At 71.3% G+C, this 25,137-nt stretch carries 24 protein-coding genes and 3 pseudogenes; 11 read left to right on the top strand and 16 right to left on the bottom strand.

What is annotated here, in order from left to right; all coding sequences use genetic code 11:
* Positions 1–3: 3 nt before the first annotated feature.
* The 7 genes from M2271_RS06210 to M2271_RS06180 form a co-directional block, all read right to left on the bottom strand.
* On the bottom strand, positions 4–1,335 hold the full coding sequence (locus tag M2271_RS06210; RefSeq protein WP_280886079.1) for an ABC transporter substrate-binding protein: 1,332 nt from the start codon (positions 1,333–1,335) through the stop codon (positions 4–6).
* A gap of 183 nt (positions 1,336–1,518) precedes the next feature.
* On the bottom strand, positions 1,519–2,739 hold the full coding sequence (locus M2271_RS06205; RefSeq protein WP_280886078.1) for an ROK family transcriptional regulator: 1,221 nt from the start codon (positions 2,737–2,739) through the stop codon (positions 1,519–1,521).
* Between the two features lie 157 nt (positions 2,740–2,896).
* Positions 2,897–3,142: a hypothetical protein gene (locus M2271_RS06200; RefSeq protein ID WP_280886077.1), complete on the bottom strand. Its 246-nt coding sequence runs from the start codon at positions 3,140–3,142 to the stop codon at positions 2,897–2,899.
* A 174-nt stretch (positions 3,143–3,316) separates the two neighbouring features.
* Entirely contained in the window at positions 3,317–3,466 is a 150-nt protein-coding gene (locus M2271_RS06195) for a hypothetical protein (RefSeq protein ID WP_280886076.1), read from the bottom strand.
* Positions 3,463–3,960, bottom strand: coding sequence for a helix-turn-helix transcriptional regulator (locus tag M2271_RS06190; protein WP_280886075.1), 498 nt, complete (start codon positions 3,958–3,960; stop codon positions 3,463–3,465). Before M2271_RS06190 ends, M2271_RS06195 begins: the two co-directional genes overlap by 4 nt.
* Positions 3,961–4,115: 155 nt before the next feature.
* Positions 4,116–4,289: a DUF397 domain-containing protein gene (locus M2271_RS06185; protein ID WP_280886074.1), complete on the bottom strand. Its 174-nt coding sequence runs from the start codon at positions 4,287–4,289 to the stop codon at positions 4,116–4,118.
* 261 nt (positions 4,290–4,550) lie between these two features.
* Entirely contained in the window at positions 4,551–5,648 is a 1,098-nt protein-coding gene (locus M2271_RS06180; RefSeq protein ID WP_280886073.1) for a mechanosensitive ion channel family protein, read from the bottom strand.
* Between the two features lie 352 nt (positions 5,649–6,000).
* Here M2271_RS06180 and M2271_RS06175 point away from each other — a divergent pair, with 352 nt between their 5' ends.
* Positions 6,001–6,537, top strand: coding sequence for an HNH endonuclease (locus M2271_RS06175; protein WP_280886072.1), 537 nt, complete (start codon positions 6,001–6,003; stop codon positions 6,535–6,537).
* A 218-nt stretch (positions 6,538–6,755) separates the two neighbouring features.
* Here the strand turns inward: M2271_RS06175 and M2271_RS06170 are convergent, their stop codons facing one another.
* From M2271_RS06170 to M2271_RS06150, 5 genes are all read right to left on the bottom strand, one after another.
* Positions 6,756–7,343 carry a hypothetical protein gene (locus tag M2271_RS06170; protein WP_280886236.1) on the bottom strand — a complete coding sequence of 196 codons (588 nt, stop codon included), beginning with the start codon at positions 7,341–7,343 and terminating at the stop codon, positions 6,756–6,758.
* An 83-nt stretch (positions 7,344–7,426) separates the two neighbouring features.
* On the bottom strand, positions 7,427–8,770 hold the full coding sequence (locus M2271_RS06165) for a hypothetical protein (protein ID WP_280886071.1): 1,344 nt from the start codon (positions 8,768–8,770) through the stop codon (positions 7,427–7,429).
* Complete coding sequence (locus M2271_RS06160) at positions 8,767–9,624, bottom strand: ATP-binding cassette domain-containing protein (protein ID WP_280886070.1); 858 nt, start codon at positions 9,622–9,624, stop codon at positions 8,767–8,769. Before M2271_RS06160 ends, M2271_RS06165 begins: the two co-directional genes overlap by 4 nt.
* Before the next feature lie 118 nt (positions 9,625–9,742).
* Positions 9,743–10,687, bottom strand: coding sequence for a zf-HC2 domain-containing protein (locus tag M2271_RS06155; protein ID WP_280886069.1), 945 nt, complete (start codon positions 10,685–10,687; stop codon positions 9,743–9,745).
* Positions 10,684–11,325: an RNA polymerase sigma factor gene (locus tag M2271_RS06150; protein WP_280886068.1), complete on the bottom strand. Its 642-nt coding sequence runs from the start codon at positions 11,323–11,325 to the stop codon at positions 10,684–10,686. Before M2271_RS06150 ends, M2271_RS06155 begins: the two co-directional genes overlap by 4 nt.
* A 274-nt stretch (positions 11,326–11,599) precedes the next feature.
* Between M2271_RS06150 and M2271_RS06145 the strand changes: the two genes are divergently transcribed.
* From M2271_RS06145 to M2271_RS06135, 3 genes are all read left to right on the top strand, one after another.
* Entirely contained in the window at positions 11,600–11,854 is a 255-nt protein-coding gene (locus tag M2271_RS06145; RefSeq protein ID WP_280886235.1) for a hypothetical protein, read from the top strand.
* Between the two features lie 164 nt (positions 11,855–12,018).
* The gene (malQ, locus tag M2271_RS06140; RefSeq protein WP_280886067.1) at positions 12,019–14,241 is read left to right on the top strand and encodes a 4-alpha-glucanotransferase; all 2,223 of its coding nucleotides are present in this window, start codon (positions 12,019–12,021) and stop codon (positions 14,239–14,241) included.
* Positions 14,242–14,510: 269 nt separating this feature from the next.
* Positions 14,511–14,792, top strand: coding sequence for a hypothetical protein (locus tag M2271_RS06135; RefSeq protein ID WP_280886234.1), 282 nt, complete (start codon positions 14,511–14,513; stop codon positions 14,790–14,792).
* 165 nt (positions 14,793–14,957) lie between these two features.
* On the opposite strand, the pseudogene M2271_RS06130 reads toward M2271_RS06135, so the two are convergent.
* A pseudogene (locus tag M2271_RS06130) lies at positions 14,958–15,155 on the bottom strand (TetR/AcrR family transcriptional regulator); the annotation flags it as partial.
* On the opposite strand from M2271_RS06130, the pseudogene M2271_RS06125 reads away from it, so the two are divergent.
* Positions 15,135–15,308, top strand: a pseudogene (locus M2271_RS06125) (FAD-dependent oxidoreductase); the annotation flags it as partial. The pseudogenes M2271_RS06130 and M2271_RS06125 sit on opposite strands and share 21 nt — an antisense overlap.
* A 75-nt stretch (positions 15,309–15,383) precedes the next feature.
* Here the strand turns inward: M2271_RS06125 and pepN are convergent.
* Positions 15,384–17,999: an aminopeptidase N gene (gene pepN, locus M2271_RS06120; RefSeq protein WP_280886066.1), complete on the bottom strand. Its 2,616-nt coding sequence runs from the start codon at positions 17,997–17,999 to the stop codon at positions 15,384–15,386.
* A gap of 112 nt (positions 18,000–18,111) precedes the next feature.
* Between pepN and M2271_RS06115 the strand changes: the two genes are divergently transcribed.
* The 3 genes from M2271_RS06115 to M2271_RS06105 are packed head-to-tail and all read left to right on the top strand — an operon-like array spanning position 18,112 to position 19,250.
* Complete coding sequence (locus M2271_RS06115) at positions 18,112–18,627, top strand: DUF1203 domain-containing protein (protein ID WP_280886065.1); 516 nt, start codon at positions 18,112–18,114, stop codon at positions 18,625–18,627.
* 58 nt (positions 18,628–18,685) lie between these two features.
* Positions 18,686–18,916 carry a ribbon-helix-helix domain-containing protein gene (locus M2271_RS06110; protein WP_280886064.1) on the top strand — a complete coding sequence of 77 codons (231 nt, stop codon included), beginning with the start codon at positions 18,686–18,688 and terminating at the stop codon, positions 18,914–18,916.
* Complete coding sequence (locus tag M2271_RS06105; protein WP_280886063.1) at positions 18,903–19,250, top strand: type II toxin-antitoxin system PemK/MazF family toxin; 348 nt, start codon at positions 18,903–18,905, stop codon at positions 19,248–19,250. Before M2271_RS06110 ends, M2271_RS06105 begins: the two co-directional genes overlap by 14 nt.
* 72 nt (positions 19,251–19,322) lie before the next feature.
* Here the strand turns inward: M2271_RS06105 and M2271_RS06100 are convergent, their stop codons facing one another.
* Complete coding sequence (locus M2271_RS06100) at positions 19,323–20,339, bottom strand: aspartate-semialdehyde dehydrogenase (protein WP_280886062.1); 1,017 nt, start codon at positions 20,337–20,339, stop codon at positions 19,323–19,325.
* A 333-nt stretch (positions 20,340–20,672) separates the two neighbouring features.
* On the opposite strand from M2271_RS06100, the gene M2271_RS06095 reads away from it, so the two are divergent.
* The 3 genes and pseudogenes from M2271_RS06095 to M2271_RS06085 all read left to right on the top strand — a co-directional run bounded on the left by M2271_RS06095 (position 20,673) and on the right by M2271_RS06085 (position 23,743).
* Positions 20,673–21,026, top strand: a complete 354-nt coding sequence (locus M2271_RS06095; RefSeq protein ID WP_280886061.1) for an ATP-binding protein — start codon at positions 20,673–20,675, stop codon at positions 21,024–21,026.
* A 155-nt stretch (positions 21,027–21,181) separates the two neighbouring features.
* Positions 21,182–21,628, top strand: a pseudogene (locus tag M2271_RS06090) (NUDIX hydrolase); the annotation flags it as partial.
* Between the two features lie 309 nt (positions 21,629–21,937).
* Complete coding sequence (locus M2271_RS06085) at positions 21,938–23,743, top strand: TIGR03767 family metallophosphoesterase (protein ID WP_280886060.1); 1,806 nt, start codon at positions 21,938–21,940, stop codon at positions 23,741–23,743.
* Positions 23,744–23,916: 173 nt separating this feature from the next.
* On the opposite strand, the gene M2271_RS06080 is transcribed toward M2271_RS06085, so the two are convergent.
* The gene (locus M2271_RS06080; protein WP_280886059.1) at positions 23,917–24,978 is read right to left on the bottom strand and encodes a hypothetical protein; all 1,062 of its coding nucleotides are present in this window, start codon (positions 24,976–24,978) and stop codon (positions 23,917–23,919) included.
* Between the last annotated feature and the right edge of the window lie 159 nt (positions 24,979–25,137).

Raw genomic sequence — 25,137 nt, 5'->3', positions numbered from 1 at the left:
GGACTACTTCGCCTTGGCGATGTCGGTGTCGATCTGTCCGGCGGTCTTCTTCAGACCCGCGTCCAGGTCCTTGGACTTCCCGGACTCGTAGTCGTACGCGAGATTCTGCAGCGTCTCCTCGTAGGCGCTGCCGTTGACCGCGGCGGGCGTGGTGTTGCTGTTCGGGTTCTGGGCGATCTTCACGAACGCGTTCATCGCCACGTCGTTCTTGAGCTTCGGCGACTTCAGCGCCTCGAAGGTCGAGGGGACGTTGTTGATGGCGTTGGCGAAGGAGACGACCGCGTCGGTGTCGGTGGTCATGTACTTCACCAGCTCCCAGGCGGCGTTCTGCTTGCTGCTGGTACTGGCGAGACCGATGACCGTGCCGGTCAGGAAGCCCTTGCCGTAGGTGGCGGCCTGGTCGTCCGGCACGGGGAACGGCGCGACGCCCCAGTCGAACTTCACACCGGCGTCCTCCATCATCCCGCCGCGCCACTCGCCGTCTATGTTCATGGCGATCTGCCCGGTCTGCAGCGGGTTCTGCGCCGACCACTCGTCACCGAAGGTGGAGCGGTACTTCTCCAGCTTCTTGAAGCCGCCGAGCGACTTCACCATGTCCTGCTGCCAGGTCAGCAGCCCCTTGAAAGTCGGGTCCTTGGCGACGTTGGACTTCCCGTCGGAGGTGAAGTACTCGGGTCCCCACTGCGCCGCGAGGTGCGGGACGGTGACCTCGTAGCCGTGGAAGTTCGGCATGAAGCCGAGCTGGGAGTAGCTGTCGCCCTTGCTCTTGGTCAGCTTGACCGCGTCGGCCTTGAACTCGGAGAGCGTCTTCGGCGGGGACTTGATGCCGGCCTTCTCGAACGCCGTCTTGTTGTAGTAGAGGCCGTACGCGTCGCCGAGCAGCGGCAGCGCGCAGCGCGTGCCCTCGAACTGGGTGTAGTCCAACATGGGCTTGGGGAACGTCTTCGCGGTGTCGATCTTCGACTTCGCGAGGAACGGCTTGAGGTCGGCGAAGACCCCGGACGAGCAGAACTTGCCGACGTTGCTGGTCTCGGGGGAGGCCACCACGTCGGGGGCGTTGGAGCCGCCGGCGCGCAGCGCCTGGTTCACCTTGTCGGCGTCGACATTGCCGACGATCTTGACCTTGATGGTGGGGTGCGCCTTCTCGAAGGCCGCGACGTTCGCCTCGATGGCCTTGACCTCGTTGGGGGCGCTCCAGGGATGCCAGAAGGTGATGGTGGACGGCTTGCTCACGTCGTCGTTCGCGCCGGACGTACTGGAGCCGGTACAGGCGGAGGCGGTCAGGGCGAGCGTGGTGACCGCGCCGGCGAGACAGACACGGCTGATTTTGGGCATGACGGAACTCCTCTGGGCAGGGGCAGGGGCGGGAACGGGAGCAGGGACGGGAACGGGAGCAGGAACGGGAACGGGTACTGCGCGGCGGGGGTGTGCCGGCGAGGGCGGGGTTCACGCGGGGTGTCGAAGGGCTCGGACGGTCCGATCGGTCACGCCGTCGGGCCGCTCACCCGATGGTGCGGATCAAGGGCTGCGATCCGTGGTGTCGAAGACCTCGTCGCGGGTGGCGGCGAGGGCGGACTGCAGGGCTCCGCTCAGTACGGCGCTGCCGGGTGTGGTGCTGAGGCGGATGGGAGGCCGGGGTACGGCCAGCTCGGCGAGCTCGGACTGGATCAGGGCCCGCAGGGGTTCCCCGCCGGCCGTGATCACCCCGCCCGCCAGGATGATGAGTTCGGGATCGATCACCGTGACGACCGCGGCGAGCCCGGTCGCCAGCCAGGTCGCGTACTCGGCGAGCATGGCTTCGCCCGCTCCCGGGGTCGTGCGGGCCGCCTCGGCGACCACCGCCTGGGCCTTCTCGGTGAGGCTGCCGCCGGGTGGCGGCGTCAGCCCGTGTTCGCGGGCCAGGCTCAACAGGGCCCGGCGCCCGGCCAGTTCCTCGAAGCCGCCCGAGTTGCTGCGGGCGACATTGCGGATGAGCGGGGCCCCGGGCAGGGGGAGGAAGGCGACCTCGCCCGCGCCCCCGGTGGCACCCCGGTGCAGCCGGCCGCCGATCACGACCGCCGCACCGAAGCCTCGCTCCCCCCAGAGCAGGGTGAAGTTCTCACAGCCGCGAGCCTCGCCGATGCGCTGCTCGGCCACGGCGGCGAGGTTGACGTCGTTCTCCGCCTCGAAGGGGATCGGACCGAGCGCGGCGGCCAACTCCGCCAGCAGGCCGGGCGAGTGCCAGCCGGGCAGATGGGGGGCGTAGCGCAGATGGCCGGTGCCGGGGTCGAAGGCGCCGGGGGTGCCGATGACGAGCCGGTTGATGTCGGTGCGGTGCAGACCGGCGTCCTTGACCGCCCCGTCCATGGCCCGCAGTACGCGGTCCACGGCGCCGTGGGCGCTGCGGCCGGGGGTCGGCAGTTCGAACTGCCCGATGGTGCGGCCGGTGATGTCGGCCACCGCGGCCCGGATACCGGCCGGGGTGACGTCGAGCCCGGCGACCCGGGCGGCGGCGGGGTTCACCGCGTACAGCTGAGCGCTGGGTCCCGGTCGGCCCTCGCTGGTGCCGGTCGCCAGGACCAGCCCGGATGCCTCCAGGCGGGCCAGCAGCTGGGACGCGGTCGGCTTCGAGAGGCCGGTGAGCTTGCCGATCCGGGTGCGGGACAGCGGTCCGTGCTCCAGCAGGAGATCGAGCGCCGCCCGGTCGTTCATGGCCCGCAGAACGCGAGGGGTGCCCGGCGTACCGGTGGTTCCTGCCATGATTGTCGACACCTGCCCTTCGGCTGCCCAGCTTCCCAGTGGTGTATCGGGAAGTCCATCTCGGAACCATTGTTAGGAAACTTTCCTATCGGTGGGAGGAAGGTAGGCCGAGGGCGGGGGAGGCGTCAATACCGGCCAGTGGCGGGAAACGAAGTCGTTACGTGGGGCTGTGCGGCTGGGGCCGGACCATGGCCGGCGAGTGCGACGCGCGGGAATCCTGCTGGAGATGCCCGAACCGGGGTCCGGCCATGTGTGTGGTGGCGTCCTGCGCGACGTGCAGGTTTCCCGGCAGTCCCCGGACCGCGTCAGCCGCCGTCGTCACCGCGCTGGACACGCGGGCGCGGGAGATGGACCGGTGGACGGCCCGCTGAGCCGGTGCAACCAGGACCGCCGTTGCCGACACGACACCCTGGGATCAGGTTGTCGTATCTGGCTCTTGCTCACTCCAAATGAGCCTGGAACAGGCGAGCCCTCGTCCAGGAGCCAAGCGCTCCGGGGACATAAATCCCCGGAGACTTATGGCGCTCCGGGGATTTCACCGCCCGTCCCGGCCGGGACGGGGAGTCGCGGGGTGCAGTCAGCGGCAGGCGACGGGATGCGCGCTGTCCTGTTGGTCTTCGTCGTCCTCCAGGTCGTCCACGGTGTCGAGATCGTCGTCGGCGGGTGTGGGCAGGCGTGCTCCGCGGCTCACCGCGATGCGGTGCACGTTGCCGAGTGCCTCAGTCAACGGAACGTCTCCGCCAGACACTCGTAGGCCAGCCGCTGCCCCTCCCCGGTACTGGTGTGCACCGCCTGCACCGACTCGTCGATCAGCACCGGCAGGTTGCGCACCATGTCCGTGTACTGCGCCTGACGGCGCTGCTCCAGAGCCTGTTGGACATCCGTCCAGATCAAAGCGGCCGGGCGCGGAGCCGTCTCCCATTCCAGAGCGATGTCCCAGTTCTCCAGCCCCTCACGAATCGGCTGGATCAGGGCATCCATGTGGTCGCGCCGCAATTCCTTGGCGTACGGCTGCCCCAGCAACTCGGACGCGGAGACGCCGAGCGCGCGGGCACAGGCAGCGACAAGAGCCGGGGAGGCGGGCTTCTGTCCGCACTCGGCCTTCGACAACAGCGACTTCGACACGTGAGCGCGCATCGCCAGCCCCTGCTGCGTCAGGCCGCGCTGCTTCCGGATACGGGCGATCCGAGCGCCGGTGTGCTCCTCGATGGTCTGCGACACGGCGAACTCCGTTCTGCGGCAACACTCAGACGCTACCCCCGCCACATAGTGAGGCGAACCGCCAGTGGTCTCTCCGATGGTCGAGCCCACGGACAGGGTGCCCTGGGTCTTTGGAGGGTGCTGCCTGGCTTGGGAGGACGAAGGAGGGCGGAATCTCAGGCGAATGACGCGGTGAACTCTGCCCAGGCTTTGGGGGCAAGGCGGAGTATCGGGCCGTCGTGGGATTTGGAGTCGCGGACGGCGACGGTGTGGGGGATGTTGCGGGCGACTTCGACGCATTCGCCGGCGGTGCTGCTGTAGCTGGACTTGGTGAAGTCGAACTCGTTCATGGGCTACGTCTCCTGGCGGATGGTGTCGATCAGCTTGGCCGAGTTTTGCGCAGCGGCCCCCTTGTCCGTTGCCGTGTCTCCTCCTTGTCCGAGGTCCACGTTGGTGTCGGTGCCGTAGTGGGCCTCGGTGGGATCGTCGCCGGGAGGACGGGGTCCGTGTGGCAGTGGGCCGTCCCGCTGTGCCGGTCGATGAGGGCGTAGGCGGGGACGCCGGCGGCGGCGTACGTGCGGAACTTGGCCGGTCGTACCCCCGCCGTACCCCTACTTCGGCGTCGTCCTCGGCTGCACGATCGGGGAGGCCGCCTCCGCCTGCGGAGACGTCGTGTTGGAGTACACCGAGGGGGCCGCCACCGCGGCCGTCGGGTCGGTGGGCTGCTCTTCGGGGTGCACGGTGGTGCCGCCCACGATCGGGATGTCCGCCGCGCCGAAGGCGCGCTTGATGCGCCAGCGCAGTTCGCGTTCGACCGTGAGGGCCTTGCCGGGCATGGTCTTGGCGGAGACGCGCACGACCATCGAGTCGAGCAGGACGCTGTCGAGGCCGAGGACCTCGATCGGGCCCCACAGGAGCTCGTTCCAGGGCTCCTCCTTGCTCATCTTCTCGCTGACCTCGTTCAGGGTCCGCTTCACCTTGTCGAGGTCCTCGTCGGCCCGGACGGTCACGTCCACCCCGGCCGTCGCCCAGCCCTGGGACAGGTTGCCGATGCGTTTGACCTCGCCGTTGCGGACGTACCAGATCTCGCCGTTGTCGCCGCGCAGCTTGGTCACCCGCAGGCCGACCTCGATGACCTCGCCGGAGGCCACGCCCGCGTCGATCGTGTCGCCGACGCCGTACTGGTCCTCCAGGATCATGAACACGCCGGAGAGGAAGTCCGTGACCAGGTTCCGTGCGCCGAAACCGATCGCCACACCCGCGACACCGGCCGACGCCAGCAGCGGGGCGAGGTCGATCTCGAAGGTGCCGAGGACCATCAGGGCCGCGGTGCCCAGGATCAGGAAGCTCGCCACCGAGCGCAGCACCGAGCCGATGGCCTGTGAGCGCTGACGGCGGCGCTCCACGTTCACCAGCAGGCTGCCGAAGGTCGTGCCGTCGACCGACTGGACCGTGCGGTTCATCCGGTCGATCAGCTTGGTGATCGCCCGCCGCACCGCGACTCTCAGCACCGTCGCGATCAGCATGATCAGCAGGACCCTGAGGCCGATCGCCAGCCACGTGGACCAGTTCTCCTCGATCCAGCCCGCGGCGTTCGTCGCGCTCTTCTGGGCGTCCTGGAGCGATGGCACGACCGGAGCGGTCGGCGTCCCCGAGGGGGACGGCGACGGCGACGGAGCAGCGGCCGACAGGACGGCGGACAAGGACACGGCAGGTACCTCCAGTGCAGCGGTCCGCCCCTCCGGTCGCGGTCAGGTTCCGTACGGCGTGGGCGTACGTCGTGGTTCAAGGTCACGAAAAGGTCACCGGCGGGGCAGGCTCACCACACTATCGGGGCAACGTGTGCGGACTGTTGCGATGTTCGGGAGAGATAACCCGCCCACCTGGGGATGAACAGGTGGGATGAACCGCTCGTGACCCTGGGAAGGAAGCTGATGTGGTCGAAAACACTCCCAGCCCGTTACCGGGACATGGTGGCGCTTCCACCAGGCATGAGGGGAGACTGACTACGAAATCGTCCCGGCGCGAGCCACGCGCCGCCGGCGTCCAAGGAGGCCACCCGTGCCGCATGTCCTGGTCCTGAACGCGTCGTACGAGCCGCTCGGCGTCGTACCGCTCCGCCGAGCGCTCATCCTCGTCCTGGAGAACAAGGCCGTGTGCCTTGAGGAGTCCGGCGCCTTCATGCACAGCGCGACCGTCACACTTCCCGCACCCAGCGTGGTCCGGCTCAAGCGATTCGTGCGGGTCCCCTACCGGGGGCCCGTTCCTCTCACCCGGCGGGCGCTCTTCGCCCGTGACGGGGGCCGGTGCATGTACTGCGGTGGCGTCGCAACCAGCGTCGACCACGTCATCCCGCGCAGCCGCGGGGGCAAGCACGTCTGGGACAACGTCGTCGCGTCCTGCCGTCGCTGCAACCACACCAAGGCCGACCGCCATCTCGTCGAGATCGGCTGGCGGCTGCGCCACAAACCCGCCCCGCCCACCGGCCTGGCCTGGCGCATCATCGGGACCGGCCATAGGGATCCGCGCTGGCTGCCGTACTTGCAACCGTTCGGCGCGGACGACGCCCTGGCCCGGATCGACGGCATTTCCGCCTGACGATGATCCGGGCTTTTGCATACCCGGTGACGCCCGCACTGCCACCGGTGGCACCTGGTGATCCCGATGGCTTCCAGGGCCCCACGCCGGACGGGAATGTGGTCGGTTCCGTCCGTGGCGCGGGGCCCGTGGAGGCGTGGGACCCTGCGGGGTGAGGGCGTCACACAGGGGCGCCGGGTCCCTCAGAAGCGCCCGGTCCCTCAGGGGCGCCGGGTCCCTCAGGGGGGCCCGGCCTCCGCCCGCGCCCCCCGAACGACGTAGAGCGCCCCGCCCGCGACGAAGACGACCGCCGCCGCGGCCCAGGCGCCCGTCCCGCCGCCCGGCTGCACCGGCCACGCCCACACTGTGCTCCACCGCCCGTGGGCCCCGGCGGACCCCAGGTACACCGCGCTGACATAGCCGAACGCCGGAAGCCAGCTCAGCCGGGCGCCGAGCAGGGCGGCCGCCGCCGCGGTGAGGCCCGTCGAGCCGAGCGTGTTGCGGATCATCGCGGGCGGGCCGAAAACGGACGCGTGTCCGAGCACCGCCAACGGCAGCAGGGCCGTGGTGAGCGCCGTCAATACCAGGAGATGGACCAGGCGCCGCCGCCACCAGGGGCGGACCGCCGTACGATCCAGTTCGTCGGTGGCGGTGTGCAGGCTCGTCCCGATCACCGCGGCGGCGAACAGCGGGGCCAGCGCCACCACGGGCACCCGCCGCTCGGGGTCCACGTAGGCGTCCAGACCGTCGGACGCCGCTACGGCGAGGGCCGCGGTGGCGAGGAGCGCGGCGAGGGCGCGCGGGACGGCACGCGAGCGGGCGTACAGGAGCGAGCCGGCGAGCGGGGTGGCGCGCGAGGTGGCGCGCGAGGTGGTGGAGCGGGCGCGGGCGTAGAGGCGGACGTCGCGGCTCACAGCGTCGGCACCCCGCTCCCGTCGCACTGGTCCGTCGTCGCGAAGTACTCCGACAGCCAGGCCCGGCGTTCGTCCTCGCCCATCGCCTCCAGGCGGGCGCGGGCCGCGGTCCGGGCGTTGAGCCTCGCGCGGTCCGCCGCGCCGTTCCCGGCGAGCAGATCGTCGAAGTACTTCTCCTCCGGGCTGGGCGCCAGATAATGCTCCACGGCACTGTCGACCGGATCCCAGCGCGGGTCGGCCCGGTCGCACTCGGACCGGCCGTACAGCAACATCCCGGCCTCCCACGCGTACCGCTGCGGATCGGTGAGTTCACCCCGTACGACGGACCAGCCGATCGGGGTGAGCGTCGGCAGTTGCGCCTCGTCCCGCGCCGGAGCCCCCGGCCTGTCCTCGAACCGCACCGGCAGATTCTGGACGCCCTCCAGTCGGCCGGTGAGCCCGGACAGGGCCTTCCTGACCTGCGGGAGAAGGCCCTCGTAGCGGGCGTTCACGCAGATCTGCGGGGTGGTGGAGGTGTCGCACACCTGGCGGCGGGCGAGTGGGCCGGTGCGCCACAGGGCGTCCTCGCCGGTCTGCACCAGCAGCGTGCCGGCGGCGACCGCGGCGGCCAGCGGCAGCAGGGCGACGGCCCGGCGCCGGGCCGCGTACGCCAGGACGGCAGCGCCCGCGAGACCGCCCGCCCACGCCGCCATCGCGAGCGGCTGCCACCACACCGGGACCGAGTCGGGCATACCGTCGACGCCCGGCGACAGGGGCGCGTAGGAGTTGGTGCCGCTGCCGTACGCGAGCATGCCGATGCCGACGTACCCGCCCAACGCCAGCAGCGGTGCCGCGAGCCGCCAGGCCACCAGCCGGCCCACGACCTGGCCCGCCAGGACGGCCGACGCGAGGACCGCCGCATCCGTGAGGGGCGCGATCACGTACGGGCTGTCGCCGGTGGCGCAGTACCAGGTGGCGAGCCAGGCCAGCAGGACCGCGACCGCGTACCCGACGATCACCCACAGCATCAGCGGCAGTCCCGATGCCAGCAGCCGGGCGAGCGGGGCGCGCGCGGCCGTCGCCATCAGCTCCCCGGTACGGCGTCGGCGTTCACGTCCGCCGTGCCAGCAGCCCGCGGCCAGGGCGAGCGGCACGCCCAGCATCCCGGCCACCGTGTGCAGGTGCTCCCGGGTCTCGGCCCAGCCGCCCTGCCACTGCCGCGCGCTCGCGCCCAGCGCGACCGCCACTGTCACCAGGACCGCGGCGCCGGCCCAGGGCCCGAAGCCGCGGACCACCTCGGCCCGCAGGGGGTGGTGGGGGCGGATCGATCCTTCTCGTTCTCTCGCCGCCACGAGGGTCATCGCGCCGTCCTCTCCCACGCGGACGCGGCAGGTGTGGCGGGTGTGGTGGGTGCGGCCGACGCGCGGTGCGTGCGCAGGGCCGCCGTGTAGCCCCGCTCGATCGGGTTGTCGCCCGCGACGCCCGCGACGCCCATGACGCCGTCTGCGACACCGTCCGCGGACTCGCCGAGCGCGGACTCGCCGAGCGCGGCGAGCGAGGAGGGCGTGCCGCGGTAGGCGACCCGGCCCGACTCGACGAGGGTGACCTCCGTGCAGGCCGCGGCCACGTCCTCCACCAGGTGGGTGGAGACCAGGACGGTGGACGAGCCGCCCAGCTCGCGCAGCAACTCGCGGAACTCCACGCGCTGCTCCGGGTCGAGACCGGAGGTCGGCTCGTCGAGCAGCAGCACGTCCGGGTCGTTGACGATGGCCTGCGCGATGCCGACGCGGCGGATCATGCCGCCGGACAGCGTTTTGACCTTGGCGTCGATGCGGTCGGCGAGCCCGACGCGGGCGACGGCCCGTTCCACGGCGGCCGGGGCGACGGCGGCGGGCATCTCCTTCAGCCAGGCGACGTACGCGACGAACTCCCGCACGGTGAACCCCGGGTAGTAGCCGAACTCCTGCGGCAGATAACCCAGCCGACGGCGTACCGCGGCCCGCTTTCGGTGGTCGCTGATGTCGTCCCCGAGCAGTTCCACCCGGCCGCCGGTCGGCGCGGCGACTGTGGCGAGGATCCGGATCAGCGAGGTCTTGCCGGCCCCGTTCGGACCGAGCAGCCCGTGCACACCGGGGCCGAAGTCGAGGTCCACCGCGTCGAGGGCGACGGTTCTGCGGTGCCGGACGCGCAGTCCGATCACTCGTATCGTGCTCAACGGTTCTCCAGGGGTGGGAAGGCAGAGAGGGCAGGGAAGGCAGAGAGGGGGGCGACGGCAGGGAGGGCGGCCAGGGGAGGGCAGACGGGGGCGGGGACAGACGGGGTCCCGGCCGGGCTCAACGCGTCTCCAGGCGGTCGTAGGCGGGTCGGCGGGCGGCCAGCAGGACGGCGGACAGGACAGCCGCCGCCGCCCAGCCGCCCTGGGCCTGGGCGCCGTCGAGGCAGTACGCGAGCTGCTCGGTCAGCCGGGCCGTGAGCCGACCGTCCGGGGTGGCGAGCGCCGGGGCGAGCACGGCGCACAGCCAGCCCCCGCCGGTCACGGCCGTCGCCGGACGGAAGCCGACGTAGCCGGCCAGGGCCAGCGAGGCCAGCGTCAGCGCGAGCCCGGGCAGCAGCCAGGCTGCCGCGCCCGGTGCCCCCGACGACGGCACCAGCAGCCCGGCGAGCGTCAGCAGCGGCACGCTCACCGCCAGCACGGCGGCCGTCCGTGTCAGCACCAGCCGCAGTCCGGAGGACGGCGTGGCGGCGGCGATCTCGTGCAGCGGGTCGGCGTGCGACCCGTAGGACAGGGCGACCCCGACGACCGGCACGACCGGTGCGACGGTCAGCAGCAGCGGTCGTACGCCGGTGACGTCGGCGCCGTACGCGAGCGCCACGGCCCCGAAGGCGACGAGCAGCACAGCGGAGAGCCAGGCGCCGCGAACTGCGGGGCCGGCGGCCCAGAGGATGTGGGGGAGGCGAGGGATGTGGGTGAGGCGGGTGAGGCGGGTGAGGGAGGGGAGCGGTGACTTCTTGGCGGGTACGGGTACGGGTACGGGTACGGGTACGGGTACGGGTGCCGGTGCCGGTGCCTGAGCCGGTGCGGGAGCCGCTCCCAGTACCGCCTCCCGTACCTCCGCCAGTGCCACCCCCGCCACCGTCTGCCGTACTGCCCGGGAGACGCGGGTCGCGCACCCGGCGCAGCTCTCCAGGTGTTTCTCCAGGGACCAGGCATCCGGTTCCGGGAGGGTGCCGTCGCCGTAGCGGGCGACCAGGTCGTCGGACGCGTGCCATACGGTCATGCCGGGCCTCCCATCGGGGGCGGGGTCATCGAGGACCGCGTCATCGAGGACGGGTTCAACTGCGTGAGAACCGCGCGGAGTTCGGCGCGGGCGCGCATCGCGCGGGATTTGACGGTGCCCTCGGGGATGCCGAGCAGGCGTGCTGTCTCGCGGGTGGTCAGCCCGTCGACGACCGTCGCGCGCAGCACCTCGCGCAACTCGGGCGAGATGCGGTCCAGGGCGGTGCCGACATCGCCGTACTCCAGCGCCGCCAGCACCCGGTCCTCCGCGGACGGTGCGACCGCGGCCGCCTCGTACCCGCCGCCGTCCGCCCGCTCCAACGGCGCCACCCGCGCCGCCCGCTCGTGTGCCCGCCGCGCGTCGACCAGGCGGCGCGCGGCGATCGTCCACAGCCAGCCGCCAGCCTCCTTGCCGCGATGTCCGGCCGCCGACCGCCACACGGTCACGAACGTGTCCTGCAGCACCTCGCGCACGACCTCTGGATCGGCGCAGCGCCGGGTCAGCCGCGCGTGCAGCCACCCGGCGTGCCGGTCGTACAGCGCGGCCATCGCCGCCGAGTCCCCGCCCGCGACGGCACGCAACAGCGCCGCGTCAGAGCCCTCCGCGTCTCCCTGGTCTTTCTCCGGGTGGCCCCCCATGGGGCGGAACAGTCTCACACCTGGTCTATCGACGACCTCCGAGCGCCTGGTTCACGAGCTTCACCGCATTGCGCGTCCCGCAGAGGCCCGCAGAGGCCCGCAGAGGCCCGCGGCTCGGAGGGAATGACTGTTGTGCGGCAAATGCCCCCGACTGGAAGGGTCGCACCGGAACAGGATGTGACGAGAGGCACGTTGTTCCTTCGTGTACGTCTGCCCCAGCGACCGCTGGGTAGTGCTGCGGTATCCGCTCGTCGTACTCGACAAGGAGGCCCCCATGGCCGCATCGGCGCATCTTCTGCTCTCGGCGCTCTCCAAACCCGAGGCGGACCCCTTCGCCCCCGCCCTGTCCGAGGCGGAGTCGTCCGCCGCAGCCGATCTCCACCTGTGTGTGTTCAGCGCGGAGGGTGCCGGCGGAGAGGCCCCTCTGACCAGCGAACCGCCCCTGCCCGACGCCGAGCCCCTCACCAGCGAGCCGCCCCTCGCCGACGCCGCCCCGCTGACCAGCGAATCCGACGCCTACTCGGAGTAGTAGATGACGGCGCGGAGCGGGAACATAACTATGCCTAGCCGCCCCTGACCATGCGGAGCCGCCCCTGACCATGCGGAGCCGCCCCTGACCATGCGGAGCCGCCCCTGACCACGCGGAGCCGTACCTGACCACGCGGAGCTGCACATGACCACGCGGAGCCGTTCATGACCACGCCGCGGCAGGCCGAGCCGCTCGCCGAGGAGCTGTCGCGGCTCGCCGCGCTGCATGGCGTCGCCACCTCCTACAGCCCCTCCCCGGACCGTACGGTCGTGGCGTCGGCCACCGCCGTCACCCGGGCCCTGGCCGCCCTGGGCGTCGCCGCGGACACGCCCGAGGCGGTGCGCGCCGCGCTCGCCGCCCGCGAGGAGGAACTGCGCGCACGGCTGCTGCCGCCGACCGTGGTGGGCTGGAGCGGCAGTACGCCCGAGGTCCTCGGCGCCCTCCCGCCCGGCACCCGGCTGCGCATCACCACCGAAGAGGGCGAGACCCGCGCCGACACCGACCAACTCCCGCCCGGAGTCCACCGGTTGACCGCGACCGCCCCCGACGGCCGCACCGCCGACGCCCACCTGATCGTCGCCCCGCCCCGACTGCCCGCGCCCACCGGACGCTCGTACGGCCTGCTCGTCCAGCTCTACTCCCTCCTTTCCCGCCGCTCCTGGGGTATGGGCGACCTCGGAGACCTCGCCGAACTGACCTCCTGGGCCGGTCGCGCGCTCGGCGCAGGCTTCGTCCAGGTCAACCCGCTGCACGCGGCCGTACCCGGCGCCCCCACGGACCCCTCCCCCTACCGCCCCTCCTCGCGACGCTTCCCCGACCCGATCCACCTGCGGGTGGAGGACATCCCCGAGTACGCCTACGCGCCGGACCGCGAAGGCCTGCGGACCCTGCTGGAGCGGGCCGACCGTCTGCGTGCCTCGGTACTGGAGGAGGGCGCGCTGATCGACCGGGACGCGGTGTGGGAGCTGAAGCGTGCGGCGCTGGAGCTGGTGCGGAAGGTGCCGCTCGGGCCCGGTCGGGGCGCCGCCCACCGCGACTTCCTCGCCGAACAGGGCGAGGCCCTTCAGGACCACGCCACCTGGTACGCGCTCGCCGAGGTCCACGGCTCCGACTGGCACCAGTGGCCGGCCGGCCTGCGTGACCCCCGTTCGGCCGAAACCGCCCGCGCCCGCGAAGAGTTGACGGACCGGATCGACTTCTACTCCCGGCTCGCCTGGCTCACCGACACCCAGCTCACCGCCGCCCAGCGCGCGGCGCGCGAGGCGGGCATGCCGGTCGGGGTCGTCCACGACCTCGCGGTAGGGGTGCACCCCGGCGGCGCCGACGCCTGGGCGCAGCGGGAGCACTTCGCGGCCGGTATGTCCGTCGGCGCGCCCCCGGACGCCTTCAACGCGCGCGGCCAGGACTGGGGCCTCCCGCCCTGGCGCCCGGACCGCCTGGCCGAGTCCGGCTACGAGCCGTTCCGCTCGCTGCTGCGGGCCCTCTTCCGCTACGCCGGCGCCCTGCGCATCGACCACGTCATGGGCCTGTTCCGCCTGTGGTGGGTCCCGCTGGGCGAAGCGCCCACAGAGGGTACGTACGTCCACTACGACGCCGAGGCCATGCTCGCCGTACTGGTGCTGGAGGCCTCACGGGCCGGGGCCGTCGTCATCGGCGAGGACCTCGGCACGGTGGAACCCGGGGTGCGCGAGGCGCTGCGCGAGCGGGGGGTGCTCGGTACGTCGGTGCTGTGGTTCGAGCGGGACTGGGAGGGCGACGGGCGCCCGCTGTTGCCCGACCGCTGGCGTGCCGACTGCCTGGCCACCGCCACCACCCACGACCTGCCGCCCACCGCGTCCCGCCTCACCGGCGAGCACGTCGAACTCCGCGACAGCCTGGGGCTGTTGACCCGCCCCCTGGAGGAGGAACGGGCCGAGGCGTCCGCCGACATCGCCGAGTGGCTGGCCGAGCTCACCCGCCTGGGCCTCCTCCAGAGCGCGACGGGCGTCACGGGCCCTGCCTCAGACCCGGCCTCGGGCCCTGCCTCAGACCCCGCCTCAGACCGGGCCTCGGATCCCGCCTCAGACCGGGCCTCGGATCCCGCCTCGGACCCTGCCTCGGATCCCGCCTCGGGCCCTGCCTCCGGCCTCGCCTCGGATCCTGCCTCGGAGGAGGCCGAGATCCAGGCCGTCCACCGCTTCCTGCTCGACACCCCGGCCCGCATGCTCGGCATCTGGCTCCCCGACGGCGTGGGTGACCGCCGCCCCCAGAACATCCCGGGAACCTGGGACCAGTACCCGAACTGGCGCCTGCCGATCGCGGACAGGGAGGGCCGCCCGGTGACCCTGGAGGAGCTGGCGGGATCGGCGAGGCTGCGGGCGCTGGTGGAGGTACTGCGGCAGTCGTGAGGGCAATGCCGAACCCACGCCTTTCCGGGCTCAAGTGGAGGAAACGGCACCGATGTCGCGGAGCTTGACGGTCATCGCGTCGAGGCTGCCGATGCGAACCTCCCCGCGCGGTACAGCGCCCGGCCCGGAACGGCGGTCAGGCCCAGGACCGACGACACATGGACGACGTGGCACCCCCCGGCACCGCACCCCCCGGCACCGCACCCCCCGGCTCCTCATACGGCACCCCGGAGGAGCGCCCCGATCCGCCGTTCGATAGTTTTGGCACCGTGGACAAGAAGAACGCCCTGCGCGCCGGCGCCCTGGCTGCCGGTACGACGCTGATGATGCTGCTCATGTCGTCCCCCGCGCTCGCGCTGACCCGCGACGACGGCGACGATCCCGGCACCGGCCTGAGCGTCATCGAGACGCTGGGCCTCTATGTCGTGGCACCCCTCGTGCTGTTCGGGGTCATCGCCGGCCTGGTGCTGGTCCTTGACAAGTCGCACGAGTCGCACCGCGTGACCACCCGCAACATCAAGACCAAGCCCAAGGCCGACGCCAAGGCCTGACCGGAGCGTCGCAGCCCGAGCCCCGCGCCGGTTGCCCGCACGCTTCCCTCAGGGCGCCGCCCCCGCCGACGTACCCGCATCCGCCGTACGTGGACGAGGCCGGCGCCCTTGGTATGCCCAGGGCAGGCCGTCCTCCTCGCCACCCGCAGCGCATGGCCGTCACTTTCAAGGACTGGGCGCCGTGAGGTATCGCTGTACGGTCGGCCCCAGCCAGGCGACGACCTCCTCCCGGACCAGCGCGACCGACGGCGGGAGCCGCAGGACGTACCGCGTCAGCGCCAGCCCCAGCCCCAGCAGCTGGGTCGCCGCGAGCGCCGCCCGGGTCGGAGCCTGCTCGGGGTCGGGGCACACCTGACGGGCTACCGCGTCCCGGACGTGGCCCTGGAGAGAGGCCGCCTCTACGAGGCCCTGCGCGGCGGCCGGTTCGTGCTGATCACGCCGAAGACGTCCGCGTCGTACGAGGAGCAGGGCACCGCCCGCAAGGACCGGCTCACGGTGGAGCACTGGGCGAGCGACTGCCCGCACGTGAAAACGGCGGCTGGGGGGGCCCGGCACAGTCCGGGAGCCCCCTAGCCGCCGTACGGACGACGACTACTCGGCCGCCGCCGCCGCGTCCGCCGCCTGTGCCTTGAGCGCGCGCTCCACGCCCGCGCGGGACTCGGAGATCAGCCGTCGCAGGGCCGCGCTGGGCTCCGCGGAGGCCAGCCACTCGTCCGTCAGGCGCAGGGTCTCCTCGGAGACCTGGAGGGACGGGTAGAGGCCGACCGCGATCTGCTGGGCGATCTCGTGCGAGCGGGTTTCCCAGATGTCCTTGACGACCTCGAAGTACGTGCCCGTGTACGGGGCGAGCAGTTCCCGCTGGTCGGTCTGGACGAAGCCGCCGATGACGGCCTCCTGGACGGCGTTGGGCAGCTTGTCGGACTCGACGACCGACGCCCACGCCTCCGCCTTGGCCTCCTCGGTCGGGCGGGCGGCCCGGGCGGTGTCCGCGTGCCGCTCACCGGCGGCCGTCCGGTCGCGCTCGTACTCGCCGGCGATCTCCGCCTCGTCGTAGCGGCCCACCGCGGCCAGTCGCTGGACGAACGCCCAGCGCAGCTCGGTGTCGACGGCCAGGCCCTCGATCGTCTGCGTGCCCTCCAGCAGAGCGTCGAGCAGGTCCAGCTGCTCCGGCGTACGGGCGGTCGCGGCGAACGCGCGGGCCCACGCCAGCTGGTGGTCGCTGCCCGGTGCCGCCGCCCGCAGGTGAGCCAGCGTGGCGTCCGTCCAGCGGGTCAGCAGGGTCTCGCGGGCGGCCGGGTCGGCGTACAGCTCGATCGCCAGCTTCACCTGGCGGTGCAGCGACTGCACGACGCCGATGTCGGACTCCTTGCCGATGCCCGACAGCACCAGGGAGAGGTAGTCACGCGCGGCGAGTTCGGCGTCCCGGGTCATGTCCCAGGCCGACGCCCAGCACAGGGCGCGGGGGAGGGAGGACTCGAAGTCGCCGAGGTGTGCGGTGACGAAGGCGAGGGACTGCTCGTCCAGGCGGACCTTGGCGTACGACAGGTCGTCGTCGTTCAGCAGCACCACCGCCGGACGGCGCTTGCCGACCAGCTGCGGTACGGCGGTCAGTTCGCCGTCGACGTCCAGCTCCACGCGCTTGTCGCGGACCAGCTTGCCGCTGTCGTCGTCGAGTTCGTACAGGCCGACCGCGATCCGGTGCGGCCGCAGCGTCGGCTCGCCCTTCGCGCCGGCGGGCAGGGCCGGGGCCTCCTGGCGGATGGCGAAGGACGTGATGACACCGGCGGCGTCCGTCTCGATCTCCGGGCGCAGGATGTTGATGCCGGCGGTCTCCAGCCACGCCTTCGACCAGGCCTTCAGGTCACGCCCGGAGGTCTTCTCCAGGGCACCCAGCAGGTCGGACAGGCGCGTGTTGCCGTACGCGTGCGCCTTGAAGTACGCCTGCACGCCCGCGAAGAACTCGTCCATGCCGACGTACGCGACGAGCTGCTTCAGTACGGAGGCGCCCTTGGCGTACGTGATGCCGTCGAAGTTGACGAGCACGTCGTCGAGGTCGTTGATCTCGGCCATGATCGGGTGCGTGGACGGCAGCTGGTCCTGGCGGTACGCCCACGTCTTCATGGAGTTGGCGAACGTGGTCCAGGAGTGCGGCCAGCGGCTCCCCGCGGCGTGCGCCTGGCAGGCGATGGAGGTGTAGGTGGCGAACGACTCGTTCAGCCACAGGTCGTTCCACCACTCCATGGTGACCAGGTCGCCGAACCACATGTGGGCCAGCTCGTGCAGGATCGTCTCGGCGCGCACCTCGTACGCGGCGTCGGTGACCTTCGACCGGAAGACGTACTGGTCGCGGATGGTGACCGCGCCCGCGTTCTCCATCGCGCCCGCGTTGAACTCCGGTACGAACAGCTGGTCGTACTTCTTGAACGGGTACGCGTAGTCGAACTTCTCCTGGAACCACTCGAAGCCCTGCCGGGTCACCTCGAACACGGCGTCCGAGTCGAGGTGTTCGGCGAGCGAGGGCCGGCAGTAGATGCCGAGCGGCACGGACTGGCCGTCCTTCTCGTACACGCTGTGCACCGAGTGGTACGGGCCGACGATCAGCGCGGTGATGTACGTAGAGATGCGCGGCGTCGGCTCGAAGACCCAGACGCTGTCCGTCGGCTCCGGGGTGGGCGAGTTGGAGATGACCGTCCAGCCCTCGGGCGCCCGCACGGTGAACTGGAAGGTGGCCTTCAGGTCGGGCTGCTCGAAGCTCGCGAAGACCCTGCGCGCGTCCGGCACCTCGAACTGGGTGTAGAGGTAGGCCTGGTTGTCGACCGGGTCGACGAACCGGTGCAGCCCCTCGCCGGTGTTGGTGTATGCGCAGTCGGCGACGACCCGCAGGATGTTGCGGCCCTCCAGCAGCCCGGGCAGCGCGATCCGGGAGTCCACGAAGAGCTCGTCGGGGTCGAGCTGGTCGCCGTTGAGGGTGATCTCGTGGACCGTCGGGGCGACCAGGTCGATGAAGGACTGCGCGCCGTTCTCCGCGCCGTTCTCCGCGCCGTTCTCCGCGCCGCTCTCCTCGACATCGAAGCGCACCGTGGTCACGGACCTGTAGGTACCGCCCTCCTGCGCGCCGGAGAGGTCGAGATCGATCTCGTACGAGTCAACGGTGAGCAGCTTCGCCCGCTGCCGCGCCTCTTCGCGAGTCAGGTTTGTGCCAGGCACGCGGTCATCTCCTCGTTATGGGTGGGTTCGGCCATCCTTCCACGGGAGGTGCGGGGAAAGCGATGTCCATTTCCCGCCGGTGAGCGGGCCGGACAGGCGCGAGCCTGAAGACATGACGACGTATTTCGCACAGCCTGTCGACCCGGTGGTCCTGAAGGAACTGCGCATGATCGACGACGCGGGACGCGAGACGGGTCCCGTCATCGACGACGAGGGAGGCGCCCCGCTCCGCTGCTGCCTGCGCCGCAGCGCACCCGGAGAGCGGATCGCCCTGGTCTCCTACGCCCCGCTGCGCCGCTGGGCGGCAAGGACGGGTGCCGACCCGGGTGCGTACGACGAGCAGGGGCCCGTCTTCATCCACGCGGACGAGTGTGTGGGCCCGGCCCCGGACGCCGGGCTGCCCTTCACCGACGACCACCGGACGGTCCGCCGGTACTCGGCCGAGGGGTACATCCTGGGCGGGCGGCTGGTGGAGAGGCCCGAGGGGTTCGAGGAGTTCGAGGAGTTCGACGTATTCGAGGCATTCACGGCGGCCTTCACGGAGGCGTTCGCCGATCCGGAGGTGGCGCTGGTGCATGTGCGGGCGGTGGAGTACGGGTGTTTCCTCTATGAGGTAGGCAAGAGGTAGCTGCCGAACGGTAGTACTAGCGGTAGCCCTAGCGGTCATACCCTGCTACCGTTTGGGTATGAAGATCAGTGTGAGCCTCCCGCAGGAGGATGTGGCCTTCGTCGACGATTACGCGTCACGCACGGACGCTGAATCCCGCTCCGCCGTGATACACGCCGCCATCGAGCTGCTGCGGCAAGCGCAGCTGGAGCAGGAGTACACGGAGGCCTTCGCCGAGTGGGACGGGAGCGAGGACGCGAAGTTCTGGGACCAGTTCTCCGGGGACGGACTGACTGATGAAGCGCGGTGACATCTACCTGGTCGACTACGAACCGATCCGCGGCAGTGAGGCCAACAAGGCGCGCCCGGCGGTGATCGTCTCGAACGACGGCGCCAACGCGGCGGTGGAGCGGACCGGGCGGGGTGTGGTCACGTTGGTGCCCTTGACGACCAACACCTCTCGGGTCTACCCGTTCCAGGTGCTGCTGCCTTCCGGGGAGTGCGGTCTCCTGAAAAACTCCAAGGTGCAGTGCGAGCAAGTACGCGCGCTCACCCCTGAGCGGCTGCTGCGGCCGATCGGTTCCGTACCTCGGCAACGCATGGCCGAGATCGACGCGGCGCTGCGGCGGCATCTGGCTCTCTGAGCATGCGAAAGGGCGCCCACCGGTCACCTCGCGGTAAACATCGGTGGGCGCCCTTGGCGCGTACGGAAGGCGTCAGCCCTTCAGGTCCGCCGCCACCAGCTCCGCGATCTGCACCGCGTTCAGCGCGGCGCCCTTGCGGAGGTTGTCGTTGGAGACGAAGAAGGCGAGGCCGTTGTCGACGGTCTCGTCCTGGCGGATGCGGCCCACGTACGAGGGGTCCTGGCCGGCCGCCTGGAGCGGGGTCGGGACTTCGGTGACCGCGACGCCGGGGGCGCCGCCGAGCAGCTCCTTGGCGCGGTCCACGGTGATCGGGCGGGCGAAGCGGGCGTTGATCTGGAGGGAGTGGCCGGTGAAGACGGGGACACGCACGCAGGTGCCGGAGACCTTCAGTCCGGGGATCTCCAGGATCTTGCGGGACTCGTGGCGGAGCTTCTGCTCCTCGTCCGTCTCGTGCAGACCGTCGTCGACGATCGAGCCGGCCAGCGGAAGCACGTTGTACGCGATCGGGGCGACGTACTTGTTCGGCGCGGGGAACTCCGCCGCCGAACCGTCGTGCGTCAGCTTCGGCGCGTCGTCGCCGACCTTCTTGACCTGCTCGAACAGCTCGTCCACACCGGCCAGACCGGAACCGGACACGGCCTGGTAGGTGGCGACGACCAGGGCTTGAAGGCCCGCCTCGGCGTGCAGCGGCTTGAGGACCGGCATCGCGGCCATCGTCGTGCAGTTCGGGTTGGCGACGATGCCCTTGGGGCGGGTGGCGATCGCGTGCGGGTTCACCTCGGCCACCACGAGCGGTACCTCGGGGTCGCGGCGCCACGCGGAGGAGTTGTCGATCACTACCGCACCCTGAGAGGCGACCTTTTCGGCCAGCGCCTTCGAGGTCGAGCCGCCCGCGGAGAACAGCACGATGTCGAGACCGGTGTAGTCGGCGGTGGTCGCGTCCTCCACCGTCACGCCGTCCAGGACCGTTCCCGCCGAGCGGGCCGAGGCGAACAGGCGCAGCTCGGTGACCGGGAAGTTCCGCTCCTTGAGGATTCCGCGCATGACCGTGCCGACCTGACCGGTGGCTCCGACGATTCCGACCCTCACGACGACTCCCTCTGTGTGTCATTACGTGCATGTTGCGTGGCCGAGGCTTTTCCATGATGCGGCCGACATGGGCCTACCTGTCCAATTCTTTGGCCGCCATGCCCGAGGGCTGGGACACACCAGGTCATGTGACGGCTACAGAACTCCTGCCGCCCCTCCCCTGAGCTGCAGAAATTCGCCCTACGACCGCTCCGCGCCGCAAGCTGTGCCGCCCGGCGCCGCGATGTGACGTACGCCTCCGAACGGGTTCCCCACGATTTCCCGAGCGCGCGCCGAACGTTTTCGCGCGCTGCGGCGTCGTAGAGGAAACGCGGTGAGGGGAGGGGTGTCCCCATGACGCTGCGCAGTGTCCGCCTCGCCCGCCTCCACACCCGCCGTCGGCTCACCATGTGGCTGTGGCCCGGAGACATCGACGACGCCGTCCTCGTCACCTCGGAGCTGGTCGCCAATGCCGTACGGCACGCTCGAATCCCCGGGCATGAACTGTTCCTGCGGATCATGGAGTTGGGGGGCAGTGCGCTCACCATCGATGTGTCGGATCCGGTACGGGTGTTTCCGCAGATGAGAAAGGAGCCAGAGGGCGAGGGCGGCCGTGGACTGCTGGTCGTAGCTCAACTCGCCGCCGAGTTGGACTGGTTCCTGCGTGCAGACGCCGGCAAGACGGTACGGGCACGTCTTGTGCCGTAGTGACGGCTGCCCCGGTCCGTCACTGGCGGGGCAGCACCACGACATACGCGGCGGGATCTCGGCCGTCCGCCGGCATCCGGGCCGTGCGCACCACTGTCGCCGCGAAAAGGGGCAAGTCGCCCTGGACGCGACCGTCGGCGGGTTAACGTCCCTGGATGCGAAGGAAGTTGCGGGTGGCGGCCTACGCCATATGCGTGCGCGACGGACAGCTCCTGCTCTCCCGCTCCCCGGCGCTGGACGGCGGGCCGCCGGAGTGGGTGCTGCCCGGTGGCGGCATGGAGCACGGCGAGGACCCCTACGACACCGTCGTGCGGGAGGTGGCCGAGGAGACCGGCTACCGCATCGAGGTCGCCGGCCTGCTCGGGGTGGACTCCAGCCGCAGGGTTTTCCCCCGCCGCGTCGGACGCGCCGTCGACCACCACGGCGTACGGCTCGTCTACGAGGGGAGGGTCACCGGAGGTGAGCTGCGTTACGAGATCGGCGGCTCCACCGACATGGCCGCCTGGCACGACCTGGACGCCGTGCCCGCGCTGAACCGGGTACCGATGGTCGAGACCGGGCTCCGGCTGTGGCGCGAGCGGCCGGCCGCCGGGCACCTCGAACCCGCCGAGCGGTCGGCTCCCGAGCGGCCGGCCGCCGGGCACCTCGCGCCGCCACCGGTGGAACCCCCTCCGGGACAGCTCCCCTACCCCGAAAGATGAACACGGAGTAGCCGCCCCCGGGCCGTCCGGGGGCCGGTCGAGGGTGCGCGGGGTAGTCCAAGATCCACGTACGGTGATCGGCGCTGCGTGTTGCCGCCTCGTTCACGCGCAGGCCATACCCGGTGTCAACGATCGGTAGTGAGCGGGATGTTCGCGAAAGCGATCACCCGCGACCACTGCCGACGCGTTCGCACTTGGGGAGATCGCGCCATGTCGCGCACACGCTCTGTCGCCGGTTCCGCACTCGGGACCAACCGCCGTACCGTTCTCGCCGCCACCGCGGCGGTCACCCTCTCCGCGGGCGTCGGCTACGCCCTGCGGCCCACCGACAGCCAGGCCGCCCCCACCATGGGCACGGAAGCGGGCGAGGCCGCCGAGGCCCCCGTGGCCCAGTCCCTCCCCCAGTCTCGGCTTCGCTCGACCGGGGGGACCCCCATGGCCCCGGCCGCACCCCTGGCCCCGTACACCCGCGGCACCACCCTCGCCTCCGTCGCCACCCCGCGCACCGGCTCCGGCTACCGCCGCCTCGGCGACGGCCCCGGTTGGAGCCGCAGGGTCCGCTCCGAGCTGGCCGCGCCGAAGACGGGCCGGGCCGGCCGCCGGACCACGCTCGCCGCGTTCGTGCAGATCACCGACATGCACCTGATCGACGCCCAGCACCCGATGCGTCTGGAGTACCTGCGCTCCACCGACCGGCACGCCTGGCGGCCGCACGAGGCGCTGACCGTGCCCGGCGCGATATCGCTCGTGGAGCGCATCAACGCGCTGCGGGGAGCCCCCGTCACCGGCGCCCCGCTCCACTTCGCCATGACCACCGGCGACAACACCGACAACAACGCCAAGACCGAGCTGGACTGGTTCCTGAAGATCATGAGCGGCGGCCGGGTCACCGCCAACTCCGGTGACCCGCGGCACTACGAGGGCGTGCAGAACAGCGGCCTCAAGCAGTACTGGCAGCCTGACGCGGCCGTGCGCGACGCCGACAAGCAGCTCGGTTTCCCGCACCTTCAGGGCTATCTCACCGCTGCTCTGCGGGAGTTGAACAGCCCCGGACTCAACCTGCCCTGGTACTCCACCGTCGGCAACCACGACGCCATGCCGCTCGGCTGCTACGGCCACGGTGACTCGTGGCTCGCCGAGTACGCGGCCGGCGGCAGGAAGCTGATGAACGTGTCCGCGTCCGAGGCGAAGAAGCTCCAGAACGCCATCAAGGACGCCAAGGACCCGAAGGGAACCGCCTTCCGCGACTTCCTCAAGGCCCACACCCGCGACATGCGCTCGGTCACGCCGGACGAGCGGCGCGCCCCCTACACCGCCACCGAGTACATCCGGGCCCACCTCGACCCCGCCCACCGCGGCCTCGGCCCGGTCGGCCACGGCTACTCCACCGCCAACCTCGACGCGGGCACCCAGTACTACAGCTTCCGCATCGCCGACGACGTCATCGGCATCAGCCTCGACACCACCGACGCGGGCGGCCACTACCAGGGCTCCGTCGGGACGGCCCAGCTGATGTGGCTGGACAGGACGCTGAGGGAGAACAAGGACTCCTACGCGGTCGTCTTCAGCCACCACACCAGCACGTCGATGACGAACACCCGCCCCGACCCGGCCCGCCCCGGCGAGCGGCGGCACAACGGCCAGGAGCTCATCGCCCTCCTCGGCCGCCACACCAACGTCCTGGCCTGGGTGAACGGACACATCCACCGCAACGAGATCACCCCGCACCCGGCGTCCGGCGGCCGTTCCTTCTGGGAGATCTCCACCGCCTCCCACGTGGACTTCCCGCAACTGGCCCGGGTCATCGAGCTGGCGGACAACAAGGACGGCACCCTCTCGATCTTCACCACCTGCGTCGAGTCCGCGGCCCCGCACCGCACGGACTTCACCGACCTCTCCCAGACCGGCCTCGCGGCCCTCTACCGCGAGCTGTCCTACAACGCACCCGGCGCCAACCTGACCCTCGGTGGCGACGCACAGGACCGGAACACCGAACTGGTGCTCAGGAAGAGCTGACGCGCTCGGGGGAGCCGGACGACGAGAGCGAGGAAAGGGCCGCCGGGCCGGATCCCGACGGCCCTGTGGCCCCTCCTCCCCACTCGCCCCCTCCCCACTCGCCTCCGCTCCCCTCCGCTCCCCTCCGCTCCCCTCCGCTCCCCTCCGCTCCTCTCCCGGTCCTGCCTCGCCCCTCACGACCGGGGCAGGACCACGACATACGCGGCGGGATCTCGGTCGCCCGCCGCCATCAGGGCCGTGCGCACCACCGTCGCCTGTTGTTCCCTCGCTTCCCGGAGCTTCCTCGGGGTGATGTGGACGACCGTGATGCCCAGCCGCTCCAAGTGCTCGCGCTTGCGGGCGTATTCGGACGACAGGGCGTCGTCGTCCTGCCGATGGCCCTGGCGGGGGGCGCGGGTGTCGAGCTCGACTCCCACCGCCTGCGCCGGCCAGTACGCGTCGAGGCCGCCCAGGTGCGGGCCGCCCGGGAGGCGCAGGTCCACGTTCCACACCGGGTCGGGCAGGCCGTGTTCGCGGACCATCCGGTACAGGCGGCTCTCGGCGATCGCCCGGCCCTGCGCGAGGAGGGAGTCGACCGCGTCCACCACGTGCGGCCGGCTCAACAACTTGGCGTTGTTCAACTCCCGTACCACCGCCGCCGGTTCGCAGTGCCTGCCGCGTACGGCCTCGGTCAGCAGCCGGCGTACGGCATCCGCGTCCGCCAGTTCCGCCACCGCGTCGGCCAGCGCCCGCGGTACCGGCGCGACCGGCAGGCCCGTCACCGGATCCGGCGTGGGCAGCGCGGCCGTACGGACGAGCCGCGCGCAGCCCGACGAGCGCAGCCGGCGCATCCGGGGGACCAGGACGTCGATGCGGTCCAGGGACAGCAGCGGCGGGGGAGAGGTGAAACCGTGCAGGGTCAGCGCCGCCAGGCCCGTGATCATCGCGTCCCCGTACACCGGTCGGCGCGGGTCGTCCTGGCCGGGCTGGGCCGGAACCCCGCCGGTCTGCTCCCGCGCCGCGTACATCAGCACCGCGTGCAGCCGCTCCTCGCTGGTCGGCGGGCCGGAGTGGAGCAGGAAGACCCCCGGGAGGATCTGCTGCCAGGGGCCGCCGGGGCGGCACTGCTCGTTGACCTCCGCGGCCGAGAGGCCGTACGAGCGGAGACGGGCGGTGGTCAGTACCCGGCGGTGCGCCTCGGAGAGGTTCCGGAGGGGGCGGGGGGAGAGCGGGGGGACCGGGGTGTTGTGGTTCATGACCGGCAGATTCCCGCCATCGATCCGGCCTTGAACCGTTGTTACACACCCGTCGACAAATCAGGACAAGGCCGCACTAAAGGACGGGTGTTCGGACGCCGAATGCGCGCGGAAAACCCCTGGTCCGTTCTGGTGCGGCCCAGAGGTTACGGCGTCTGT

The organism is Streptomyces sp. LBL (assembly GCF_029893585.1).
Classification (GTDB): Bacteria; Actinomycetota; Actinomycetes; order Streptomycetales; family Streptomycetaceae; genus Streptomyces.
The sequence above is the reverse complement of the archived record's forward strand: the minus strand, read 5'-3'. Positions and strand labels throughout refer to the sequence as shown.

Bases quoted from the DNA above. Each gene is read 5' to 3' on its own strand.
- malQ (WP_280886067.1), top strand. From the start codon at position 12,019: ATGACCACGCCGCGGCAGGCCGAGCCGCTCGCCGAGGAGCTGTCGCGG.
- M2271_RS06105 (WP_280886063.1), top strand. From the start codon at position 18,903: ATGAAGCGCGGTGACATCTACCTGGTCGACTACGAACCGATCCGCGGC.
- M2271_RS06165 (WP_280886071.1), bottom strand. From the start codon at position 8,770: ATGACCCTCGTGGCGGCGAGAGAACGAGAAGGATCGATCCGCCCCCAC.
- M2271_RS06145 (WP_280886235.1), top strand. From the start codon at position 11,600: ATGGCCGCATCGGCGCATCTTCTGCTCTCGGCGCTCTCCAAACCCGAG.
- M2271_RS06205 (WP_280886078.1), bottom strand. From the start codon at position 2,739: ATGGCAGGAACCACCGGTACGCCGGGCACCCCTCGCGTTCTGCGGGCC.
- M2271_RS06150 (WP_280886068.1), bottom strand. From the start codon at position 11,325: ATGGGGGGCCACCCGGAGAAAGACCAGGGAGACGCGGAGGGCTCTGAC.
- M2271_RS06110 (WP_280886064.1), top strand. From the start codon at position 18,686: ATGAAGATCAGTGTGAGCCTCCCGCAGGAGGATGTGGCCTTCGTCGAC.
- M2271_RS06095 (WP_280886061.1), top strand. From the start codon at position 20,673: ATGACGCTGCGCAGTGTCCGCCTCGCCCGCCTCCACACCCGCCGTCGG.
- M2271_RS06085 (WP_280886060.1), top strand. From the start codon at position 21,938: ATGTCGCGCACACGCTCTGTCGCCGGTTCCGCACTCGGGACCAACCGC.
- M2271_RS06080 (WP_280886059.1), bottom strand. From the start codon at position 24,978: ATGAACCACAACACCCCGGTCCCCCCGCTCTCCCCCCGCCCCCTCCGG.
- M2271_RS06185 (WP_280886074.1), bottom strand. From the start codon at position 4,289: ATGAACGAGTTCGACTTCACCAAGTCCAGCTACAGCAGCACCGCCGGC.
- M2271_RS06210 (WP_280886079.1), bottom strand. From the start codon at position 1,335: ATGCCCAAAATCAGCCGTGTCTGTCTCGCCGGCGCGGTCACCACGCTC.
- M2271_RS06155 (WP_280886069.1), bottom strand. From the start codon at position 10,687: ATGACCGTATGGCACGCGTCCGACGACCTGGTCGCCCGCTACGGCGAC.
- M2271_RS06115 (WP_280886065.1), top strand. From the start codon at position 18,112: ATGACGACGTATTTCGCACAGCCTGTCGACCCGGTGGTCCTGAAGGAA.